General features: G+C 73.4%; 10 protein-coding genes. 3 read left to right on the top strand and 7 right to left on the bottom strand.

Annotation, left to right across the window (positions count from 1 at the left end; all coding sequences use genetic code 11):
- Window positions 1-104: 104 nt before the first annotated feature.
- The 4 genes from ACFV9M_RS27590 to ACFV9M_RS27605 form a co-directional block, all read right to left on the bottom strand.
- The gene (locus ACFV9M_RS27590) at window positions 105-1,517 is read right to left on the bottom strand and encodes a dipeptidase (protein WP_385061901.1); all 1,413 of its coding nucleotides are present in this window, start codon (window positions 1,515-1,517) and stop codon (window positions 105-107) included.
- A 10-nt stretch (window positions 1,518-1,527) separates the two neighbouring features.
- On the bottom strand, window positions 1,528-5,310 hold the full coding sequence (locus tag ACFV9M_RS27595; protein WP_385061903.1) for a UvrD-helicase domain-containing protein: 3,783 nt from the start codon (window positions 5,308-5,310) through the stop codon (window positions 1,528-1,530).
- Window positions 5,311-5,445: 135 nt separating this feature from the next.
- Window positions 5,446-8,853: an ATP-dependent helicase gene (locus tag ACFV9M_RS27600; RefSeq protein ID WP_385061905.1), complete on the bottom strand. Its 3,408-nt coding sequence runs from the start codon at window positions 8,851-8,853 to the stop codon at window positions 5,446-5,448.
- Between the two features lie 275 nt (window positions 8,854-9,128).
- Window positions 9,129-9,599: an MGMT family protein gene (locus ACFV9M_RS27605; RefSeq protein ID WP_385061907.1), complete on the bottom strand. Its 471-nt coding sequence runs from the start codon at window positions 9,597-9,599 to the stop codon at window positions 9,129-9,131.
- Between the two features lie 186 nt (window positions 9,600-9,785).
- Between ACFV9M_RS27605 and ACFV9M_RS27610 the strand changes: the two genes are divergently transcribed.
- The 3 genes from ACFV9M_RS27610 to ACFV9M_RS27620 all read left to right on the top strand — a co-directional run bounded on the left by ACFV9M_RS27610 (window position 9,786) and on the right by ACFV9M_RS27620 (window position 16,034).
- Window positions 9,786-12,491, top strand: a complete 2,706-nt coding sequence (locus ACFV9M_RS27610; protein WP_385061909.1) for a YbhN family protein — start codon at window positions 9,786-9,788, stop codon at window positions 12,489-12,491.
- A 74-nt stretch (window positions 12,492-12,565) separates the two neighbouring features.
- Window positions 12,566-14,110 carry an alpha/beta hydrolase gene (locus ACFV9M_RS27615; protein ID WP_385061911.1) on the top strand — a complete coding sequence of 515 codons (1,545 nt, stop codon included), beginning with the start codon at window positions 12,566-12,568 and terminating at the stop codon, window positions 14,108-14,110.
- 361 nt (window positions 14,111-14,471) lie between these two features.
- Window positions 14,472-16,034, top strand: coding sequence for an alpha/beta hydrolase (locus tag ACFV9M_RS27620; RefSeq protein WP_385061913.1), 1,563 nt, complete (start codon window positions 14,472-14,474; stop codon window positions 16,032-16,034).
- 65 nt (window positions 16,035-16,099) lie between these two features.
- On the opposite strand, the gene moeZ is transcribed toward ACFV9M_RS27620, so the two are convergent.
- The 3 genes from moeZ to ACFV9M_RS27635 form a co-directional block, all read right to left on the bottom strand.
- On the bottom strand, window positions 16,100-17,278 hold the full coding sequence (gene moeZ / locus ACFV9M_RS27625) for an adenylyltransferase/sulfurtransferase MoeZ (protein ID WP_385061915.1): 1,179 nt from the start codon (window positions 17,276-17,278) through the stop codon (window positions 16,100-16,102).
- 63 nt (window positions 17,279-17,341) lie between these two features.
- Window positions 17,342-18,109, bottom strand: coding sequence for a spherulation-specific family 4 protein (locus tag ACFV9M_RS27630; protein WP_385061917.1), 768 nt, complete (start codon window positions 18,107-18,109; stop codon window positions 17,342-17,344).
- Entirely contained in the window at window positions 18,097-19,059 is a 963-nt protein-coding gene (locus ACFV9M_RS27635; protein WP_385061919.1) for an NAD-dependent epimerase/dehydratase family protein, read from the bottom strand. Before ACFV9M_RS27635 ends, ACFV9M_RS27630 begins: the two co-directional genes overlap by 13 nt.
- Between the last annotated feature and the right edge of the window lie 364 nt (window positions 19,060-19,423).

Below are 19,423 nucleotides of genomic sequence, written 5' to 3' on the forward strand. Positions count from 1 at the left end.
GGGACGGGCGGCGGAGGGCGACCGGGTCGGGTGCGGTGTCGTGGAGCGGGGCGGTCTCTCCAGTGTGCCCCGCGCGGTGGGTCGCTCCGCGGTGAGCGGGGACGTCAGGGCGCATGGCGCCAGGTCTCCGCGAGGTCGCCCCAGAGGTGGGCGGCGGTCTCGGCGCCTTTGAGGAGGAGGTCCAGCTCGACCTTTTCGTTCGGGGCGTGCCAGCCGTCCGAGGGGACGGAGATGCCCAGGAAGAGCACGGGGACGCCGAGCACCTCCTGGAGGTCGGCGGCCGGGCCCGAGCCGCCCTCGCGGGTGAAGCGGACGGGCCGTTCGAAGGCCTGGCCCATGGCGCGGGCCACGGACCGCAGGGCCGGGTGGTCCAGCGGTGTCAGGCAGGGGCGGGTGGCCGGGCGGAAGGTGATCTCGTGCCGGATCCCGGCGGGCACCTGCTCGTCGGCCCAGGCGCGGACGGCCTTCTCGATGCGGTCGGGGTCCTGCCCGGCGACCAGCCGGAAGGACAGTTTCACGAAAGCCGACGACGGGATGATCGTCTTGCTGCCGGGGCCCTGGTAGCCGCCGCCGATGCCGTTGACCTCTGCGGTGGGGCGGGCCCAGATGCGTTCCAGGGTGGTGTACCCGGCCTCGCCGTGGACGGCGTGCGACCTGGCGGTGCGCAGCCACTGCCGCTCGTCGAAGGGCAGCTCGGCGAAGAGCTCGCGCTCACGGTCGGTGAGGTCGACGACGCCGTCGTAGAAGCCGGGGACGGCCACGCGCGCGTGCTCGTCGTGGAGGGCGGCGACGAGGCGGGCGGCCGCGGTGGCCGGGTTGGGCACGGCGCCGCCGAAGGAGCCGGAGTGGATGTCCTGGTCGGGGCCCGACAGCCGGATCTCGCACTCGGCGAGGCCGCGCATGCCGGTGCACACCGTGGGGGTGTCCTCGGACCACATGCCGGTGTCGGAGACGATCACGGCGTCGGCGGCCAGCCGCTCGGCGTGCTCCTCGACGAGGGCGGGGAAGTGCGGGGAGCCGGACTCCTCCTCGCCCTCGATCAGCACCTTGAGGGTGACGGCGGGGGTGGTGCGGCCGGTGGCGGCGAGGTGGGCGCGGACGCCGAGGGTGTGGAAGAACACCTGGCCCTTGTCGTCGGCCGCCCCGCGCGCGTGGAGGCGGTTGTCACGGACGACGGGCTCGAAGGGGTCGCCGTCCCAGCCGTCCTCGCGGGCGGCGGGCTGCACGTCGTGGTGGCCGTAGACCAGGACGGTGGGCGCCCCGGGGTCCTCGGACGGCCATTCGGCGTAGACGGCGGGCGCGCCGGGGGTCTGCCAGACCTCGGCGGTCGGGAAGCCGGTCTCCTTGAGCTTGCCGGCGAGCCAGTCGGCACTGCGGCGTACGTCGGGCGCGTGGTCGGGCTGGGCCGACACCGACGGGATGCGCAGCCACTCGGTGAGGTCGTCGAGGAAGGCGGCCCGGTTGCGCTCGATGTACGTGCGGACGGCGCTGACCTCACTGTCAACGGGATGGCTCATGGTCACGAGCCTATCGGCCCGGGCCGGCATCCTCGCCGGGCCCTTCCGCACGGTTTTGTTGCACGCCGGGCGCCCCGCGGGCGTCCGCGGAGGCCTCCTCCCCCGTCAACAGGCGCTCCAGCGCGGCCCGATCGGGCAGGTGCTCGGGCTGTTCGGTCTCGCCGGTGCGCACGTGGAGGAACACCGCTGTGACGGATTCCACGGGCACGCCCTCCTGCTCGGCCCACGCGAGACGGTACAGAGCGAGCTGGAGGGGGTCGGCGGTGCGGCTCCGGCCGGTCTTCCAGTCGACGATCTCGTACGTCGCCGTCGCGCCGTCGCCCTCCTTGTAGACGGCGTCGATGCGTCCGCGTACGACACGTCCGGCGAGGACGAGCTGGAAGGGCGCCTCGACGCGGTGGGGGGTGCGGCGGGCGTACTCGGTGCGTTCGAAGGCCTCCTTGAGTGCCTCCAGATCGCGTTCGTCGGCGATCTCCGCGTCCTGGCCGGGCAGTTCCTCCGGCTCCAGCAGGGGGAGCGTCAGCTCCTCGAAGCGGGCCTCCACCCACGCGTGGAAGCGTGTGCCCCGGCGGGCGGCGGGTTGCGGGGGGCGCGGCATGGGCCGCGCGAGCTCCTGAGCGAACCTGTCGGGGTCGGCGGCGAGACGCAGCAGCTGCGACGCGGTCAGCGTCGTGGGCAGGGGTACGTCGGTGACGCTCTGCCGGGTGCGCAGGAGTTCCCCGGTGAGCGCGTCGAGGTCCCGGTCCCAGGAGGCGACGGCGCGTGCCTCCTCGGGGGTGAGGGAGGTGCCGGGGGTGTGCCGGGGCTCGGGCGGGTGGGGGCGCCCGAGGGGCGGCTCCGGTGCCGTGGCCTGGTGCGGGACGGTCGGGCGGGCGGGGGTCCACGCGTGCCCCCGGCCGGCGGGCGGCTCCTCCGGGGAGGCGGCGCCGGTGGACCGGTCGTCGTCGAAGGGGTCGGGCTCGTCGTGGGGCGGCTCGCCGTACGGCGGCCTCTCGTGGGGCGGCCTGTTCGACGGTCCGTCGTCGAGCGGGTCGTGGGGCGGCTCGTAGGGGTCGTGGGGCGGCTCGTAGAGGTCGTCGTCGTACGGCGGTTCGTCGGAGGCCGGGTCCTCGGGGAACGGCTCGTCCATGAACGGCGCGTGCGGGAACGGCTCGTCGTACGGGGATTCCAGGGGTGGCGGACCGTCGTGGGCGGGCTCGTCCTCGTCGGCGAGTGTGGGCCAGTCCGGGTCGTCGAGGGTTCCGGGGCCGTGGGCGGCGGCGGGGTGGCCGTCCTCGGCGGCGGCGAGGGCGTCCAGGTGGGCGAGGACGGTCTCGGCGGCGGCGCGGCGGCGGGCCAGGGCCGCGTCGTCCAGGGGCAGCGGCCAGACCTGGTCGGCGGTGGCCCGGTGCAGGGCCGGGTTCTCCGCGCCCTCCTCCGGTTCGTCCGCCCAGACCTCGATCTCGCCGTGGCCGGCCGCGCAGTGCTCGTGGAGGGCCTGGAGGAAGGCGGAGGGGCCGCGGGGCTTCTTCTGGGAGGGGCCCCACCAGTGGCCGGAGCCGAGGAGCAGGGAGCGGGGGCGGGTGAAGGTGACGTAGCCGAGGCGGAGCTCCTCGGTGTGCTGGTGGTCCTTCATGGACTCGTGGAAGGCCTTCATGCCCCGCGAGTCCCAGGTCTCGATCTCGGGGAGCGTGTCGGCGTCGCCGCGCAGCCCGTGCGGCAGCACCCGGGCCTGGGCGGTCCACTTCTCGCGGCCCTGGGCGCTGGGGAAGGTACCGGTGACCAGGCCCGGTACGGCGACGACGTCCCACTCCAGGCCCTTGGACTTGTGCGCGGTGAGCACCTTGACGGTGTTCTCACCGCCGGGCAGGGCGTTGTCGAGGCCCTTCTCGTACTGGGCGGCGGTGCGCAGGAAGCCGAGGAAGGCCAGCAGGCTCGCCTCGCTCTCGCCGGCGGCGAAGGAGGCGGCGACGTCGAGGAAGTTCGACAGGGTCTCGCGGCGGCGGGCGGCCAAGGCGTGCGGGGACGCCGACAGCTCCACCTCGAGGCCGGTGACGGCCAGCACGCGGTGCAGGACGTCCATCAGCGGGTCGGCGAGGGAGCGACGCAGGTCGCGCAGTTCGGCGGCGAGCCGGGCGAAGCGCACGCGGGCGTCCGGGGAGAAGGGCAGCCCGTCGTCGTCACCGGTGCCGTCGTCGCCGTACAGGGGGGACTCGAGGAAGGTGTCCAGGGCGTCCGCGAGCGATATCACCTCGGACGGGTCGGTCCCCTCGACGGCCTCGGCGAGCCGCCGGTCCGGGTCGTCGGCGGCGTCCCCGCGCGCGTGGGACACCAGCAGCCGCGCCCGCCGTCCCAGGAGGGCGAGGTCGCGTGGCCCGATGCGCCAGCGCGGGCCGGTGAGCAGGCGGACCAGGGAGGCGTTGGCGCCGGGATCCTGGAGCACTTCGCAGACGGCGACGAGGTCGGCGACCTCGGGCAGGTGCAGCAGCCCGGAGAGGCCGACCACCTCGACGGGGACGTCCCGGGCCACCAGCGCGCCCTGGATCTGTGCGAAGTCGCCGGCCGTACGGCACAGGACGGCGATCTCGCCGGGCGCCTTGCCGGTGTCCACCAGGTGGGCGATGGAGTCGGCGATCCAGTCGATCTCCTCGGCGTGGGTGGCCAGCAGGGCGCAGCGGACCACGCCGTCGCGTTCGGCGCCGGGGGCGGGCCGGAGGGCCTCCACGCCCGCGTGCATGGCGCGCAGCGGCTCGGCCAGACCGTTGGCGAGGTCGAGGAGGCGGCCTCCGCTGCGGCGGTTCTCGCTGAGCGCCTGTCGGGTGGCGGGGCGGCCGTCGGCGTGGGCGAAGTGTTCGGGGAAGTCGTCGAGGTTGGCGACGGAGGCGCCCCGCCAGCCGTAGATCGCCTGGCAGGGGTCGCCGACGGCCGTCACCGGGTGGCCGGTGCCGTCGCCGAAGAGACCGGCGAGCAGGACGCGCTGGGCCACGGAGGTGTCCTGGTACTCGTCCAGCAGGACCACGCGGAACTCGTCGCGCAGGACGCGGCCGACCTCGGTGATCCGTGCGAGGCGCGCCGAGAGGGCGATCTGGTCGCCGAAGTCGAGCAGGTCGCGGGCGCGCTTGGCGGCCCGGTAGCGCAGCACCAGGTCGACGAGTTCCCGCCGGGCGGCGGCCGCCTCGGGCACCTTGCGCAGGTCGGCGTTGGTGAGCTTGGCGCCTTCCAGGGTGCGCAGCAGTGCGGCGTCCCAGGCGCGCAGGTCGTCGGGGTCGACGAGGTGCTCGGCGAGTTCGGAGTCGAGGGCGAGGAGGTCGCTGACGAGGTCCGCGAAGGACCGGGTGAGCGCCGGGTAGGGGCCGGGCGCCTCGCGCAGCACGCGCGCGGCGAGCTGGTAGCGGGTGGCGTCGGCGAGCAGACGGGACGTCGGTTCCAGGCCGATGCGCAGGCCGTGGTCGGTCAGCAGACGGCCCGCGAAGGCGTGGTAGGTGGAGATCACCGGCTCACCGGGCGGGTTGTCCGGGTCGATGGCGTCGGGGTCGGTGACGCCCGCCCTGACCAGGGCCTTGCGGACGCGCTCGGCGAGCTCGCCGGCGGCCTTGTTGGTGAAGGTCAGGCCGAGGACCTGCTCGGGCGCGACCTGGCCGGTGCCGACCAGCCACACCACGCGCGCGGCCATCACGGTCGTCTTGCCCGACCCCGCTCCGGCCACGATCACCTGCGGGGCGGGCGGCGCGACGATGCAGGCCGTCTGCTCCGGGGTGAAGGGGATCCCGAGGAGCTCCTTGAGCTGCTCGGGATCGGTGATACGGGCGGGCATGACGGAGAGGCTAGCGGCGGGCACTGACAGTCGGTGACAAATCACCCCGGCGGGGTGGAGGATGCGCAGGTCAGCGCGTGGGGTGCGGTCCGTCACACCGTAGGTGCCGCGGGTCCGCGTACCGCGTCCGCCAGGTCACTCGACCACGTGCCGCCCCTCGGGCCGGGCGCTGCACGAGGCGCGGAAGGCGCAGTGCGTGCAGTGCTGACCGGCGGTCGGGGTGAACTGCTCGTCGAGGACCTTGCCGGCCGCCGTGGCGAGCAGGTCGCCGATCCACTCCCCCGACGCCCCCTCCAGGGCTTCCTGGGCCTGCACCTTGGGCAGGCTCTCGCCGCCGTCCCGCTTGGCGGCGCCCTGGCGCAGCTGGACGAGTTCGGCACCGCCGGGCTCCGGGCGGACGCCGTCGAAGGCCTCGTCGACGGCGCCCTGGCGGACCGCGAGCTGGTAGACGGCGAGCTGGGGGTGGCGCTCCACCTCGCGCGCGGTGGGCGCCTGTTTGCCGGTCTTGAAGTCCACGACGTAGGCGCGGCCGTCGGCGTCCGCCTCGACCCGGTCCATCTGGCCGCGGATGCGCACCTCGTAGTCGCCCGCTTCGAGGGTGACGTCGAAGTCGTGCTCGCTCGCCACCGGTGTGCGGCCCGTGCGGTCCATGACGTGCCACTTCAGGAAGCGTTCGAGGGCCACGCGCGCGTTGTCCTTCTCCTGCGCCGACTTCCAGGGCGCGTCGAAGGCGAGCGCGTTCCACACGGAGTCCAGCCGCTCCATGAGGACGTCGAGATCGGCGGGGGTGTGCCCGGAGGCGACCTCGTCGGCGAGGACGTGCACGACGTTGCCGAATCCCTGGGCGGCGGTGGCGGGCGCGTCGGCCTTCACCTCGCGGCCCAGGAACCACTGCAGGGCGCAGGTGTTGGCGAGCTGGTCGAGGGCGCTGCCGGAGAGCACGACGGGCTGGTCGCGGTGGCGCAGCGGCACCTTGCTCTCGGTCGGCTCGAACATGCCCCACCAGCGGTACGGATGCGCCGACGGCACCAGTGGCCGGCCGTCCTCGTCGGTGAGGGCGGCCAGGCGGGCGAGACGGCGTGCGGCGGCCTCCCTGAGGGGCGCGGACGCCGCCGGGTCGACGGTCGTGGCGCGCAGTTCGGCGACGAGTGCCGCGACCGACAGGGGGCGGCGCGGGCGGCCCGTGACGTCCCTGGGTTCGACGCCGAGTTCGGTGAGGAACCGGGAGGGCTGGTCGCCGTCCTCGGCGGGCGCCTTCACCGCCGTCACGACGAGGCGGTCACGCGCGCGCGTGGCGGCAACGTAGAACAGGCGGCGTTCCTCGGCGAGCAGGGCGCCCGGTGTGAGCGGCTCGGCGAGCCCGTCGCGGCCGATGCGGTCCGCCTCCAGCAGGGAGCCGCGGCGGCGCAGGTCTGGCCACAGCCCCTCCTGGACGCCGGCCACTACGACCAGGCTCCACTCCAGGCCCTTGGCGCGGTGCGCGGTCATCAGGCGGACGGCGTCGGGGCGCACGGCACGCCGGGCGAGGGTGTCGGCGGCGATGTCCTCCGCCTCGATCTCGGCCAGGAAGTTCAGGGCCCCCCGGCCTCCGGTGCGCTCCTCCGCGCGCGCGGCGGTGGCGAACAGGGCGCACACGGCGTCGAGATCCCGGTCGGCGTTGCGGCCGGCGGCGCCGCCGCGCCGGGCGGCCCGCTCCAGGCGCCCGGGCCAGGGCGTGCCCTCCCAGAGGTCCCACAGCGCCTCCTCGGCCGTGCCGCCGCCCGCGAGGCGCTCACGCGCCTTGCGCAGCAGCCCGCCGAGCCGCTGGGCACCGCGCGCGTACGCGGGATCGTGGGTGACCAGGCGCTCCGGTTCGGCCAGTGCCCGCGTGAGCAGCTCGTCGGAGGGGGGCGGGAGCGGGTTGCCCGCGGCTCGTTCCTCCTCGCGCAGGGCGCGCCCCAGGCGGCGCAGGTCCGCGGCGTCCATGCCGGCGAGCGGGGAGGCGAGGAGCGTGAGAGCGGTTTCGGTGTCGAGCCAGCAGGGGTTCGCGGCTTCTGTGTCTTTCGCCGCAACCACCCCTTCTGTCTCCTCTGCGGCCACAGCCTCCGCGGCGGCCTCCGCCGTGACCACCGCCTCCGCCCCCACCGCGGCAGCCTCCGCCGTGACCACCGCCTCCGCCGTGGCCACCGCCCGCAGCGCCGTCAGCAGGGGCGCCACCGCCGGTTCGTGGCGCAGGGGCAGGTCGTCGCCGTCGATGTCGAGGGGGACGCCGGCGGCCGTGAGGGCGCGGCGGACCACCGGGATGGTGCGCGCGCCGGCGCGGACCAGGACGGCCATCTCGCGCCAGGGGACACCGTCCTCCAGGTGTGCCCGGCGGAGGACGTCGGCGATGTTGTCCAGCTCGGTGCCGGGTGTCGGGTAGGTGAACACCTCGACGCGTCCGCCGTCACGCGCCGGGGCGAGGTCGCGGTGGGCGCGGACCTTCTCCGCGGGGAGGCGGGTCAGCGGCATGCGCGGGGTGAGCAGCCGGGTGGCGGCCAGCAGGGCAGCGCCGGAGCGGCGGGAGGTGCGCAGCACCTCGACGGGGGCGGGGCGGCCGTCGGGGCGCGGGAAGGCGCGCGGGAACTCCAGGATGCCGTTCACGTCGGCGCCCCGGAAGGCGTAGATGGACTGGTCGGGGTCGCCGAAGGCGACCAGGGTGCGGCCGCCGCCGGCGAGCGCGTGCAGCAGCCGTACCTGGGCCGGGTCGGTGTCCTGGTACTCGTCGACGTAGACGGCGTCGTACTGCGCGGCGAGCCGCTCGGCGGTCTCGGGGCGGCGGGCGAGGAGGACCGCGCGGTGGACGAGTTCCGCGTAGTCGATCACGCCGTGCAGGTCGAGGACGTCGAGGTACTCGGCGAGGAAGGAGGCCGCGGCACGCCAGTCGGGCCGGCCGATGCGGCGGGCGAAGGCGTCCAGGGCGTCCGGGTCGAGGCCGAGTTCGCGGCTGCGGGCGAGCACCGCGCGGACCTCGTCGGCGAAGCCGCGCGTGGTGAGGCAGGCGCGCAGGTCGTCCGGCCAGCGCACGTGCGCGAGGCCGAGGCGTTGCAGGTCGAGCTGGCCGGCGAGCAGCTCGCGGACGGCCACGTCCTGCTCGGGACCGGAGAGCAGCCGCAGCGGTTCGATGAACAGGTCGCTGTCCTGCTGGGCGCGCACCAGGGCGTAGCAGTACGAGTGGAAGGTGGTCGCCCGGGGCGCGCGGGCGGCGCCCATGCGCAGCGCCATCCGGTCGCGCAGTTCGACGGCGGCCTTGCGGCTGAAGGTCAGCACCAGGATGCGCGCGGGGTCTCCGCCGCGGGCGACGCGGGCGGCCACCGACTCGACGAGGGTGGTGGTCTTCCCGGTGCCCGGACCCGCGAGGACGAGCAGCGGCCCGGCGGCGTGGTCAACCACGGAGCGCTGCGCCGCGTCCAGACGAGGGGGATCCACCCGCTGCGGCGGGGTCCGAACCAGCCGGTAAGCGCCACGGCTCCCCTGTCGCCCGCGCGGGGGCGACAGGCGCCTGGTGGAGGAAGAGGAGCTCACGTGGTTCGCCGGTCCTGGTGGGTGTGCTGGCTGACAGACGGCCGCTCGGGCAGAGCGGTGGCCGAGAGGTGAGGGGGAGGCGTGACGGCGACGCTACGCCGACGGGCTGCCCGGAAGGGCTGCTTCCGCTTCTTCCCTCACGACCCGCGAGGCACGTGGGGCACATGGGCCCCGCGAATCCCTCGCCCTTCGAACGTACGCCATGTCACGGACGTGCCCTGTTTCCCCCGTACGGGCAACAGGGTCCCACTGGGCGGGTCCGATGGCGGAAGCTGTCAGGTGTGACCCTCCGCTCGTTCACCGCCGTCCCATCGCGCGCGTCTCATGTCCAGGCGCGGCAGATGGCCCTCGGTGGCTCCGCTCGCCTCTTTGAGAGGCGTGCCCTCGGTGCGGTAGTGGTCGAGGGCCCGCAGTTCGTGGCCCGGCAGCAGCACCCCGTCGGCGCGGACCACGCGCCACCAGGGGACGGCTCCCCCGTAGAGAGCCATCACCCGGCCGACCTGCCGGGGGCCGCCCTCCGCGAGCCACTCGGCGACGTCGCCATACGTCATGACCCGCCCGGGCGGGATCAGCTCGACGACGTCGAGGACCCGCTCGGCGTACTCCGGGAGCGCGTCCGCGTACTCGGGCGGCGCGTCCGCGTACTCGCGCGCTGTCTCCGCGTGCCCGCGCCGCGTCCCCGCGTCCTCCGGCGGCCCGACGGCGTGGTCCGGGCGGGCGCCGTCCGGAAGGCTCTGCTCGCTCATCCGCCCCATCCTGCCCCACCCCACCGACAATGCGACGGGTCCGCGACGGTGCGTGAGCCTCGCCCCCGGGCGGTGCTTCGGGCAGACTGTCCGCCCCCGCGTTTGCACCCTGATGCCCCTGTGTGTCGGTGCGGCATGCCACCATCGTGCGGGCGGTGACCGGTGATACGAGACCAAGAAGAGACGATGAAGCAGCAGGGTGTGCATCCCGAGGACGCGGAGGGCACCTCTGACGCTGCGTCGCGCCCGGATCCCGCCGACGCGGCGGACCAGGACGCGGAACTCGTCGAGGTGACGACCATCGACGAGGTCGAGGGCGACGAACCGCTGCTCCCCGCGCGCGTGCACCGTCCGTCCGACCTGATGCGCCTGCTCGTGGGCGTGCTCGGCGTCGTCGTGCTGCTGGCCATCGCCGCGTTCGCGCACGGGACGACGTCCGGCCTGGAGCAGGACATCAACAAGGGCACCGGACAGGCGCCCGACCTGCTCATCAAGATCGCGGGGCTGGCGTCCAGCATCGCGATCCTGCTCGTGCCGGTGGCCTTCGCGATCGAGCGGCTGATCAAACGGGACGGGCTGCGCATCGCCGACGGCGTCCTCGCGGCGGTCCTGGCGCACGGAGTGACCCTCGCCACCGACCTCTGGGTGGCCAAGGCGGCCCCGGACTCCATCCAGGAGGCACTCACCCAGCCCTCCCCCGGCGACATCCACGCCCTCACCGACCCCGTGCACGGCTACCTCGCCCCGGTCATCGCGTACATGACGGCCGTCGGCATGTCGCGCAGACCCCGCTGGCGCGCGGTGCTGTGGATCGTGCTGCTCCTCGACGCGTTCTCGATGCTCGTCACCGGTTACACGACCCCGTTCTCGATCATCCTGACGGTGCTGATCGGCTGGACGGTGGCCTACGGAACGCTGTACGCGGTCGGTTCGCCCAACGTCCGCCCCACCGGACGGACGCTGATGGCGGGGCTGCGGCACGTCGGCTTCCGCCCGGTGAGCGCCGCGCGCAAGGAGGTCTCGGACGCCGCGGAGGCCGGCGACCGGGGCCGGCGCTACTTCGTCACCCTGGAGGACGGCCCTCCGCTGGACGTCACGGTGGTCGACCGCGAGCAACAGGCCCAGGGCTTCTTCTACCGCGCGTGGCGCAACCTCACCCTGCGCGGCTTCGCCACCCGCAGCAGCCTGCAGTCGCTGCGCCAGGCGCTGGAGCAGGAGGCGCTGCTGGCCTACGCCGCCATCGCCGCCGGCGCGAACGCGCCCAAGCTGATCGCGACCTCCGAGCTCGGCCCCGACGCCGTGATGCTGGTCTACGAGCACACCGGCGGCCGCACCCTGGACTCACTTCCGGACGAGGAGATCACCGACGATCTGCTGCACGACACCTGGCACCAGGTGCGCGCCCTGCAGTCCCGGCGTATCGCGCACCGCAGGCTGGTGGGCGACGCGATTGTGGTGGATCGTTCCGGCACCGTGGTCCTCACCGACCTGCGCGTCGGCGAGATCGCGGCCGGTGACCTGCTGCTGCGCATGGACACCTCCCAGCTGCTCGTGACGCTGGGGCTGCGGGTGGGCGCCGAGCGCGCGGTCGCCTCGGCGGTGAGCGTGCTCGGGCCCGACGCGGTGGCGGACTGCCTGCCGATGCTGCAACCCATCGCGCTCAGCCGCTCCACGCGCGCGACGCTGCGCAGACTGGGCCGCGAGCGCGCGGAGCGCGAGCGGGAGGCGGTGCTGGAGGCGTCCCGGCAGGCCAAGCAGGCCCGCCACGAGGCCGCCGGGACCGATGCGGAGCCGGCTCTCGACAAGCCCGGCAAGAAGGCCGAACGCGCCGAGGCACGGGCCGAGAAGCGGGCCATCGACGAGGCGCTGGAGGAGGCCCGCGAGGAGGACCTGCTGACGCAGATCCGGCACGCGGTGCTGCGGATCCGGCCGCAGGCGCCGGTCGAGCCGGCCCGGCTGGAGCGGGTGCGGCCACGCACCCTCATCAGCTTCATCGCCGGCGCCATCGGCGCGTACTTCCTGCTGACCCAGCTCACGCACATCGAGTTCGGTCCGCTCATCGCCAACGCCGAGTGGGGCTGGGTCGCCGCGGCCGTGCTGTTCTCGGCCCTCAGCTACATCGCCGCGGCGATGAGCCTGCTGGGGTTCGTGCCGGAGCGGGTTCCCTTCCCGCGGACCGTGGCCGCGCAGGTCGCCGGGTCGTTCGTGAAGATCGTGGCGCCCGCCGCGGTCGGCGGGGTCGCGCTCAACACGCGCTTCCTCCAGCGCGCCGGGGTCCGGCCGGGGCTCGCGGTGGCGAGCGTCGGCGCCTCTCAGCTGTTCGGGCTCGGCTGTCACATCCTGATGCTGCTGTCCTTCGGCTATCTGACCGGCACGGAGAAGACGCCGTCGCTGTCGCCGTCCCGCACGGTCATCGCGGGTCTGCTGACGGTGGCCGTGCTCGTGCTCGTGGTGACCTCGGTGCCGTTCCTGCGCAAGTTCGTCGTCACGCGCGTGAGGTCGCTCTTCGCGGGGGTCGTGCCGCGCATGCTGGACGTGCTCCAGCGGCCGCAGAAGCTGGTCACCGGCATCGGCGGCATGCTGCTGCTGACCGCCTGTTTCGTGATGTGCCTGGACGCGTCGATCCGCGCGTTCGGCGACGAGACCACGTCGATCAGCATCGCCGGCGTCGCCGTCGTCTTCCTCGCCGGAAACGCGCTCGGCTCCGCCGCCCCCACGCCCGGCGGTGTCGGCGCGGTGGAGGCGACCCTCACCGTCGGTCTGATCGCCGTCGGCCTCCCCAAGGAGGTCGCCGCTCCCGCCGTACTGCTGTACCGGCTGCTGACGCTGTGGCTGCCGGTCCTGCCGGGCTGGCTGGCCTTCAACCACCTGACCCGCAAGGGCGCCCTCTAGACGGGCCACGGCGGCCGTACCTCGTACGGACCGCGCCCCGCGCGCGCGGGCGGGCACGGCCCCAGGATGGGATCATGCCGAACCCTTCCCGCCCGCGTGCTCTCGCCCTGGCCGTCACGGCCGTCCTGCTGTGCTCACTGGCGGCCGGTTGCGGCGACGACACCGAGGACGAGGACCTGACGGCGCAGAAGCTGGAATGGACGGACTGCCCGGCCCCGTCCCAGGCCGAGGGCGGCGGCAGCGCGCCCTCTCCCCTGCCGGACGGCGACGCGTGGCAGTGCGCGACGATGAAAGCGCCCCGGGACTGGGACGATCCCGACGGGGACACCATCAGCATCGCACTGATCCGGGCCGGAACCAGCGGCGACAAGAGCCGGCGGATCGGGTCGCTGATCTTCAACTTCGGGGGGCCGGGCGGCTCCGGTGTCACCACGCTGCCCGCGTTCGGCGAGGACTACGCGGCCCTGCGCACCCGGTACGACCTGGTGAGCTTCGACCCGCGCGGGGTCGGCCGCAGCGCACCCGTCCGCTGCGAGAACGACCAGCAGCTCGACGCGTACTTCCAGCAGGACATGACACCGGACGACAGCGCCGAGCGCACGGCCCTCGCGGACAACACCAAGAAGTTCAACGACGCCTGCGAGAAGAACTCCAAGGAGATCCTGCCGCACGTGCGGACCACCGACGCGGCCCGCGACATGGACCTCATGCGCCAGGTCCTCGGCGACGACAGGCTGCACTACTTCGGCATCTCCTACGGCACCGAACTGGGCGGCGTCTACGCCCACCTGTTCCCGAAGAACGTGGGACGTGCCGTCTTCGACGCGGTCGTCGACCCCACGCAGACACCCGAGCAGGGCTCGCTCGGACAGGCGGGGGGCTTCCAGCGGGCGCTGGACAACTTCGCCGAGGACTGCACGTCGAAGGTCGAGGACTGCCCCGTCGGGGACACGGCCCAGGAGGTGAAGGACCGGATCGCCAAGCTGCTCGGCGATCTCGACCGCAAGCCGATCCCGGGCGTCTTCCCGCGTGAACTGACCCAGACCGCCGCGACCAACGGCATCGCCCAGTCGCTGTACTCACAGGACTTCTGGCAGTACCTCACCGAGGGACTGGAGGAGGCGTACGCCGGTAACGGCAGGATCCTGATGCTGCTGTCCGACGCGATGAACGGCCGCAGCGAGAACGGCGAGTACAGCAACATCACCGCGGCCAACATCTCCATCAACTGCTCGGACGACAGGCCCCGGTACTCCGTCGCCGACGTGCAGCGCGAGCTGCCCCGGTTCCGGGCCGCGTCCAGCGTGTTCGGGGACTTCCTGGCCTGGTCCATGCTCAGCTGCACCGACTGGGCGGTGCCGGGAGCCGCCGACCATCCCGACGTGTCCGCGCCCGGTGCGGCGCCGATCCTCGTGATCGGCAACACCGGCGACCCGGCCACCCCGTACGAGGGCGCGCGGAAGATGGTGGCCGCGCTGGGCGAGGGCGTCGGAGTCGAGCTGACGTACCGGGGCCAGGGGCACGGCGCCTACGACAGCAAGAACACGTGCGTGCAGGCGGCCGTGAACGGCTATCTGCTGAACGGGAAGGTGCCGGCCGCCGGGACGGTCTGCTCCTGAGACCACCGGGCCGCACCGCCGGACAGCCGCACCGCCGGACAGCCGAGCTGCCGAGCTGCCGAGCTGCCGAGCTGCCGAGCTGCTGAGCTGCCGAGCTGCCGAGCTGCCGCACCGTCGGGCTGCCGGGCTGCCGGGCTGCCGGGCTGCCGGGCTGCCGGGCTGCCGGGCTGCCGGAGGACACCTGACCGCGGGACCCGCCGCGGGACCGGCCCGCCGGAGGCCCTTCGATCACATCCGTGGCATGACAAAAGCCGAGGTCAGAGGGTTATCCACAGGCTCCGGCAGTCGCGGGCCGATCCGCCTACTATGGCCTGACAGCCGTCCGCCGCCCGATGCGGACGGTCCGCTAGGGGGAGTGCACATGGCGCGATTCGTACAGTGGACGGCACTCGGCACCGCTGCCGCGCTGCTGGTGGCGGGTTGCAGCAGCGGCACGTCGGACGGGGGCGGCGGCAAGGGGAGCACGACGGACGCGCGGCCGTCGGCCGACTCCTCGAACACGGCGGGCACGGCAGCCGCGCTGCCCGCCTCGCTGACCGGGCAGAAGCTCGACTGGGGGCAGTGCGAGGACAGCGCCGACTCCCCCGCGCCGAGCGGCGAATGGCAGTGCGCGACGCTGAAGGTGCCGCTGGACTGGTCGAAGCCGGGCGGCGAGACGATCGACCTGGCGATGATCCGCGCGCGGACGAGCGGCTCGGAGAACCGGCGCATCGGCTCACTGCTGTTCAACTTCGGCGGCCCGGGCGGCTCGGGCGTCTCCACCCTGCCGTCCTACGGCTCCACGGTCTCCTCGCTGCGCGAGCGCTACGACCTGGTCAGCTGGGACCCACGGGGGGTGGGCGCCAGCGAGGGCGTCCGCTGCCGCAGCGACAAGGAGATCCAGGCTGCCGAGTCCGTCGACTCCACCCCGGACACCTCGGCCGAGGAGCAGGCCTACCTCGAGGACGCCACCGACTTCGGCGAGGGCTGCGAGAAGGCGGCCGGCCCGTTGCTGGCGCACGTCTCGACCACCGACACCGCACGCGACCTGGACCTGATGCGCCAGGTCCTCGGCGACGACCAGCTGCACTACTTCGGCATCTCCTACGGCACCGAACTGGGCGGCGTCTACGCCCACCTCTTCCCGAAGAACGTGGGACGGCTGATCCTCGACGCGGTCGTCGACCCGGCCGCCGACACGGTGGGCCATGCGAAGAACCAGACGAAGGGCTTCCAGCTGGCACTCGACAACTACCTGAAGTCGACCGGCCAGGACCCCGAGCAGGGCAGCGCGAAGATCGCGGACCTGCTGAAGCGGATCGACACCAAGCCCCTGCCGACGTCGTCCGGGCGCAAGCTGACCCAGACCCTCGCGGTGACCGGCATCGTCCTGCCGCTGTACAGCGAGCAGCACTGGCCGAGCCTGACCAGCGCCCTGGAGTCGGCGGAACAGGGCGACGGCTCCGAACTGCTGACGCTCGCCGACGCCTACAACGAGCGGGACACCCAGGGGCACTACGGCACCACGACCCACTCGCAACGGGTCATATCGTGCTTGGACGACAAGCAGCGGCCGACGGTGGAGGAGACGAAGAAGCTGCTTGCGGAGTTCGAGCAGATCTCGCCCGTGTTCGGCGCCTTCCTGGGCTGGGACACGGCGGGCTGGTGCCACGACTGGCCGGTGGCGGGGCAGTTCGACGACCCGGAGGTGAGCGCGCCGGGCGCGGCGCCGATCCTGCTGGTCGGCAACACCGGGGACCCGGCGACGCCCTACGAGGGCGCGCGGAAGATGGCGGACGAGCTCGGCAAGGACGTCGGTGTGCTGCTCACCTGGAAGGGCGAGGGCCACGGGGCGTACGGGAGCGGCAGCGACTGCGTCGACTCGGCGGTGGACGGCTACCTGCTGAACGGCACGGTGCCGAAGGACGGCACCGTCTGCTCATGACGGCGGCGGGGACTCCGGGCACCCGTGGTGCGCGAGGCCCCCGCCGTCCGGACAGGCAGGTCGGGTCAGTAGACCGGCTTGCTCGGCTCGATCTGGTTGACCCAGCCGATCACACCGCCGCCGACATGGACCGCGTCCGCGAAGCCCGCGGACTTCAGCACCGCGAGGACTTCCGCACTGCGGACTCCCGTCTTGCAGTGCAAGACGATCTTCTTGTCCTGGGGCAGGCCCTCCAGGGCGGTGCCCAGGAGGAACTCGTTCTTCGGGATGAGCCTGGCGCCCGGGATGGAGACGATCTCGTACTCGTTCGGCTCGCGGACATCGATGATCTCGATGTTCTCGCCGTCGTCGATCCACTCCTTGAGCTGCTTGGGAGTGATCGTCGCGCCGGCGGCCGCCTCCTGGGCCTCCTCGGAGACGACGCCGCAGAAGGCCTCGTAGTCGATGAGCTCGGTGACGGTCGGGTTCTCGCCGCAGACCGCGCAGTTCGGGTCCTTGCGGATCTTGACCTGGCGGTACTGCATCTCCAGGGCGTCGTAGATCATCAGACGGCCGACCAGTGGTTCGCCGATGCCGGCGAGGAGCTTGATGGCCTCGTTGACCTGGATGGAGCCGATGGACGCGCACAGCACGCCCAGGACGCCGCCCTCGGCGCAGGAGGGGACCATGCCGGGGGGCGGGGGCTCCGGGTAGAGGCAGCGGTAGCAGGGGCCGTGCTCCGACCAGAAGACGGAGGCCTGACCGTCGAAGCGGTAGATCGAACCCCACACGTACGGCTTGTTCAGCAGTACGCACGCGTCGTTGACCAGGTAGCGGGTCGCGAAGTTGTCCGTGCCGTCGACGATCAGGTCGTACTGGCTGAAGATGTCCATCACGTTGTCGGCCTCGAGCCGCTCCTCGTGAAGGATCACGTCGACGTACGGGTTGATGCCCTTGACGCTGTCGCGAGCGGACTCGGCCTTGGAGCGGCCGATGTCGGCCTGGCTGTGGATGATCTGACGCTGGAGGTTCGACTCGTCGACCTCGTCGAACTCCACGATGCCGAGCGTGCCCACGCCCGCCGCGGCCAGGTACATCAGCGCCGGCGAGCCCAGGCCGCCGGCGCCGACACACAGCACCTTGGCGTTCTTCAGCCGCTTCTGCCCGTCCATCCCGACGTCGGGGATGATCAGGTGGCGGGAGTACCGGCGGACCTCGTCTACGGTGAGCTCGGAGGCGGGCTCGACCAGGGGTGGCAACGACACGGGGACTCCGTTGGTCGGTCAATCACTACGGTTGTTCTCTCCGTAACACTGCCATGGCCATCTTCATTCCGAGACACCCATTCCGATGCGCGAGACGATTTCGTCCCAGTAACCGGGCATCGTCTCCCAGGGGTCGAAGAAGCCGCCGCGGTCGGTGCGGTCGGTGCGGTCGGTGAACCAGATCGTCGCCGCGCCCTGCCAGCGGGCGATGCGCAGCGCCTCCTCCAGATGACCGCGGGGAACGCCGTGCACGAGGTGGCAGAAGCGCTCGGGCGGATGGGCCGCGGTCCACTCGGCCACCTGCGACCAGCGGTAGTCGCTCCAGGATCCGGAGAACGTGACGAGCTGGTCGGCGTTCTCGGCGTAGCCGGGGTACGGGTGGGTGCCGTGGCCGAGGACGAGGTGGGGCTCCCGGTGGAGCGTGCGCAGCGTGCCGGTGATGCGGCGGACCCCGGGAAGGTCCGCGCGGTCCGCCGGACAACGGTCCAGGAGGAAGCCGTCGGCGCGGTACCAGTCGAGGAACCGCTGGGCATCGGAGATCACTTCGGGGAGGGCGCGGGCACCGCGGGCGAGGTCGAGGCGGCCGAGGACGCGGACGCCCGCGGCGCGGAGTCGGCCGACGGCTTGCAGGCAGTGCGGGTCGGGGCGGGTGCCGGGTCCGTCGGCCACGTCGAGGACGACCCAGTGCAGGGGCCGGCCGGGACGGGCGAGTTCGCCCCACTCGGCCGGCGCGAGGAGGGGGTGGGCGATGCCGGGGACGCCGAAGCCGGTGCGGACGTCGGTGGTACCGGCGTGCGCGGTACCCGCCGGGGTTCCCGTCAGATACGGCACGCCGCCTCCATCCAGATGTCGGCGAGGGACTCCTCCAGGTTGATCCGGGGCCGCCAGCCGAGCCGGTCGCGTGCGGTGCGCACGTCGGCCTGCTGCCAGCTGCCGCAGCCGTCCGGATACGGGTACGCGACGGGGGCCGCGTGGTCGGAGTCGGCGCGGGGGTGGCCGATGGCCGGCCGCAGGTGGGCGCCGGGCGGACCGTCGAGTTCGTGGAGGGCGCCGCCGTATCCCGCCACGCGGGCGAGGATCCCGGCGGCGTCGCGCAGGCGGACGGCACGGCCGGAGCCGATGTTGATGACGCCCTGCGCGGCGGAGAGCGAGGCGGCGTGCACGGCGCGGGCGACGTCGCGGACATCGATGAAGTCGCGCTGGGCGCCCAGGCCGCCGAGTTTGAGTTCGCCGTCGCCGGACTGCATGGCGCGGCGCATCGCCTCGGCGAGCCGCCCGAGCGGGGAGCCGGCGGGGGTGCCGGGGCCGGCCGGGGAGAAGACGCGGAGGACGACGGCGTCCAGGCCCGAGCCGAGGACCAGTTCCGTCGCGGCGAGCTTGCTGACGCCGTACGGGCCGCCGGGGCGCGGCACGGCGTCCTCGGCCGTGGAGGAACCGGGCTGGCTCGGGCCGTACTCGGCGCCGCACCCGATCTGGACGAGACGGGCGCCGCAGCCGCTGCGGCGCAGGGCCTCGCAGACGGTGGCGACGGCGACGGTGTTGTGCCGGGTGAGTTCGCGGGCACCGCCGCGGGTGGCGCCCGCGCAGTTGACGACGACCTGGGGGTGCACCGCGTCGAGGAAGCGGGTGAGCGCGCCGGGGCTGCCGGTCGCGAGGTCGAAGCGGACGTCGGCGTCGTCGCCGCGGCCGAGCGCGGTGAGCTGGACGGCCGGGTCGGCGAGCAGACGGTCGGCGACGAAGCGGCCGAGGTAACCGTTGGCTCCGATCAGCAGGACCCTCATCGTGCGGCCTCCGGGGTGCGTACTCCGGCCGATCCGGTGGCTCCGGCCGATCCGGTGGCTCCGGCCGATCCGGTGGCTCCGGTCACTCCGACCGCCCTGGTCACTTCGCGTCTTCCGGTGACTCCGGCCGCTGCGGCCGTTACCGAGGCGGCGGTTTCCGGGGCCCCGACCGCTTCGGCTGCTCCTGTGACCGCGAGGGCTCCCGCGACCGCGGGTGCCCCGGTGGCTCCGGTCGCTCCGGATCGGGAGGTGGTCATCTCGTTTCTCCTTCGGGGGTGTTGCGTGGGTGGGGGAGCGCGGGCTTCGTGCGGTCCGTGCACGGTGGGGGCGGCACTGCGCGCGGTGGTCGTGGCCAGGACGGCTG

It is taken from the genome of Streptomyces sp. NPDC059895 (assembly GCF_042731035.1).
In the GTDB taxonomy this organism is placed as follows: Bacteria; Actinomycetota; Actinomycetes; order Streptomycetales; family Streptomycetaceae; genus Streptomyces.

What these genes read in the sequence shown, in the direction of transcription:
- ACFV9M_RS27610 (WP_385061909.1), top strand. Translation starts at nt 9,786, where the DNA reads ATGAAGCAGCAGGGTGTGCATCCCGAGGACGCGGAGGGCACCTCTGAC.
- ACFV9M_RS27635 (WP_385061919.1), bottom strand. Translation starts at nt 19,059, where the DNA reads ATGAGGGTCCTGCTGATCGGAGCCAACGGTTACCTCGGCCGCTTCGTC.
- ACFV9M_RS27605 (WP_385061907.1), bottom strand. Translation starts at nt 9,599, where the DNA reads ATGAGCGAGCAGAGCCTTCCGGACGGCGCCCGCCCGGACCACGCCGTC.
- ACFV9M_RS27590 (WP_385061901.1), bottom strand. Translation starts at nt 1,517, where the DNA reads ATGAGCCATCCCGTTGACAGTGAGGTCAGCGCCGTCCGCACGTACATC.
- ACFV9M_RS27615 (WP_385061911.1), top strand. Translation starts at nt 12,566, where the DNA reads ATGCCGAACCCTTCCCGCCCGCGTGCTCTCGCCCTGGCCGTCACGGCC.
- ACFV9M_RS27620 (WP_385061913.1), top strand. Translation starts at nt 14,472, where the DNA reads ATGGCGCGATTCGTACAGTGGACGGCACTCGGCACCGCTGCCGCGCTG.
- ACFV9M_RS27595 (WP_385061903.1), bottom strand. Translation starts at nt 5,310, where the DNA reads ATGCCCGCCCGTATCACCGATCCCGAGCAGCTCAAGGAGCTCCTCGGG.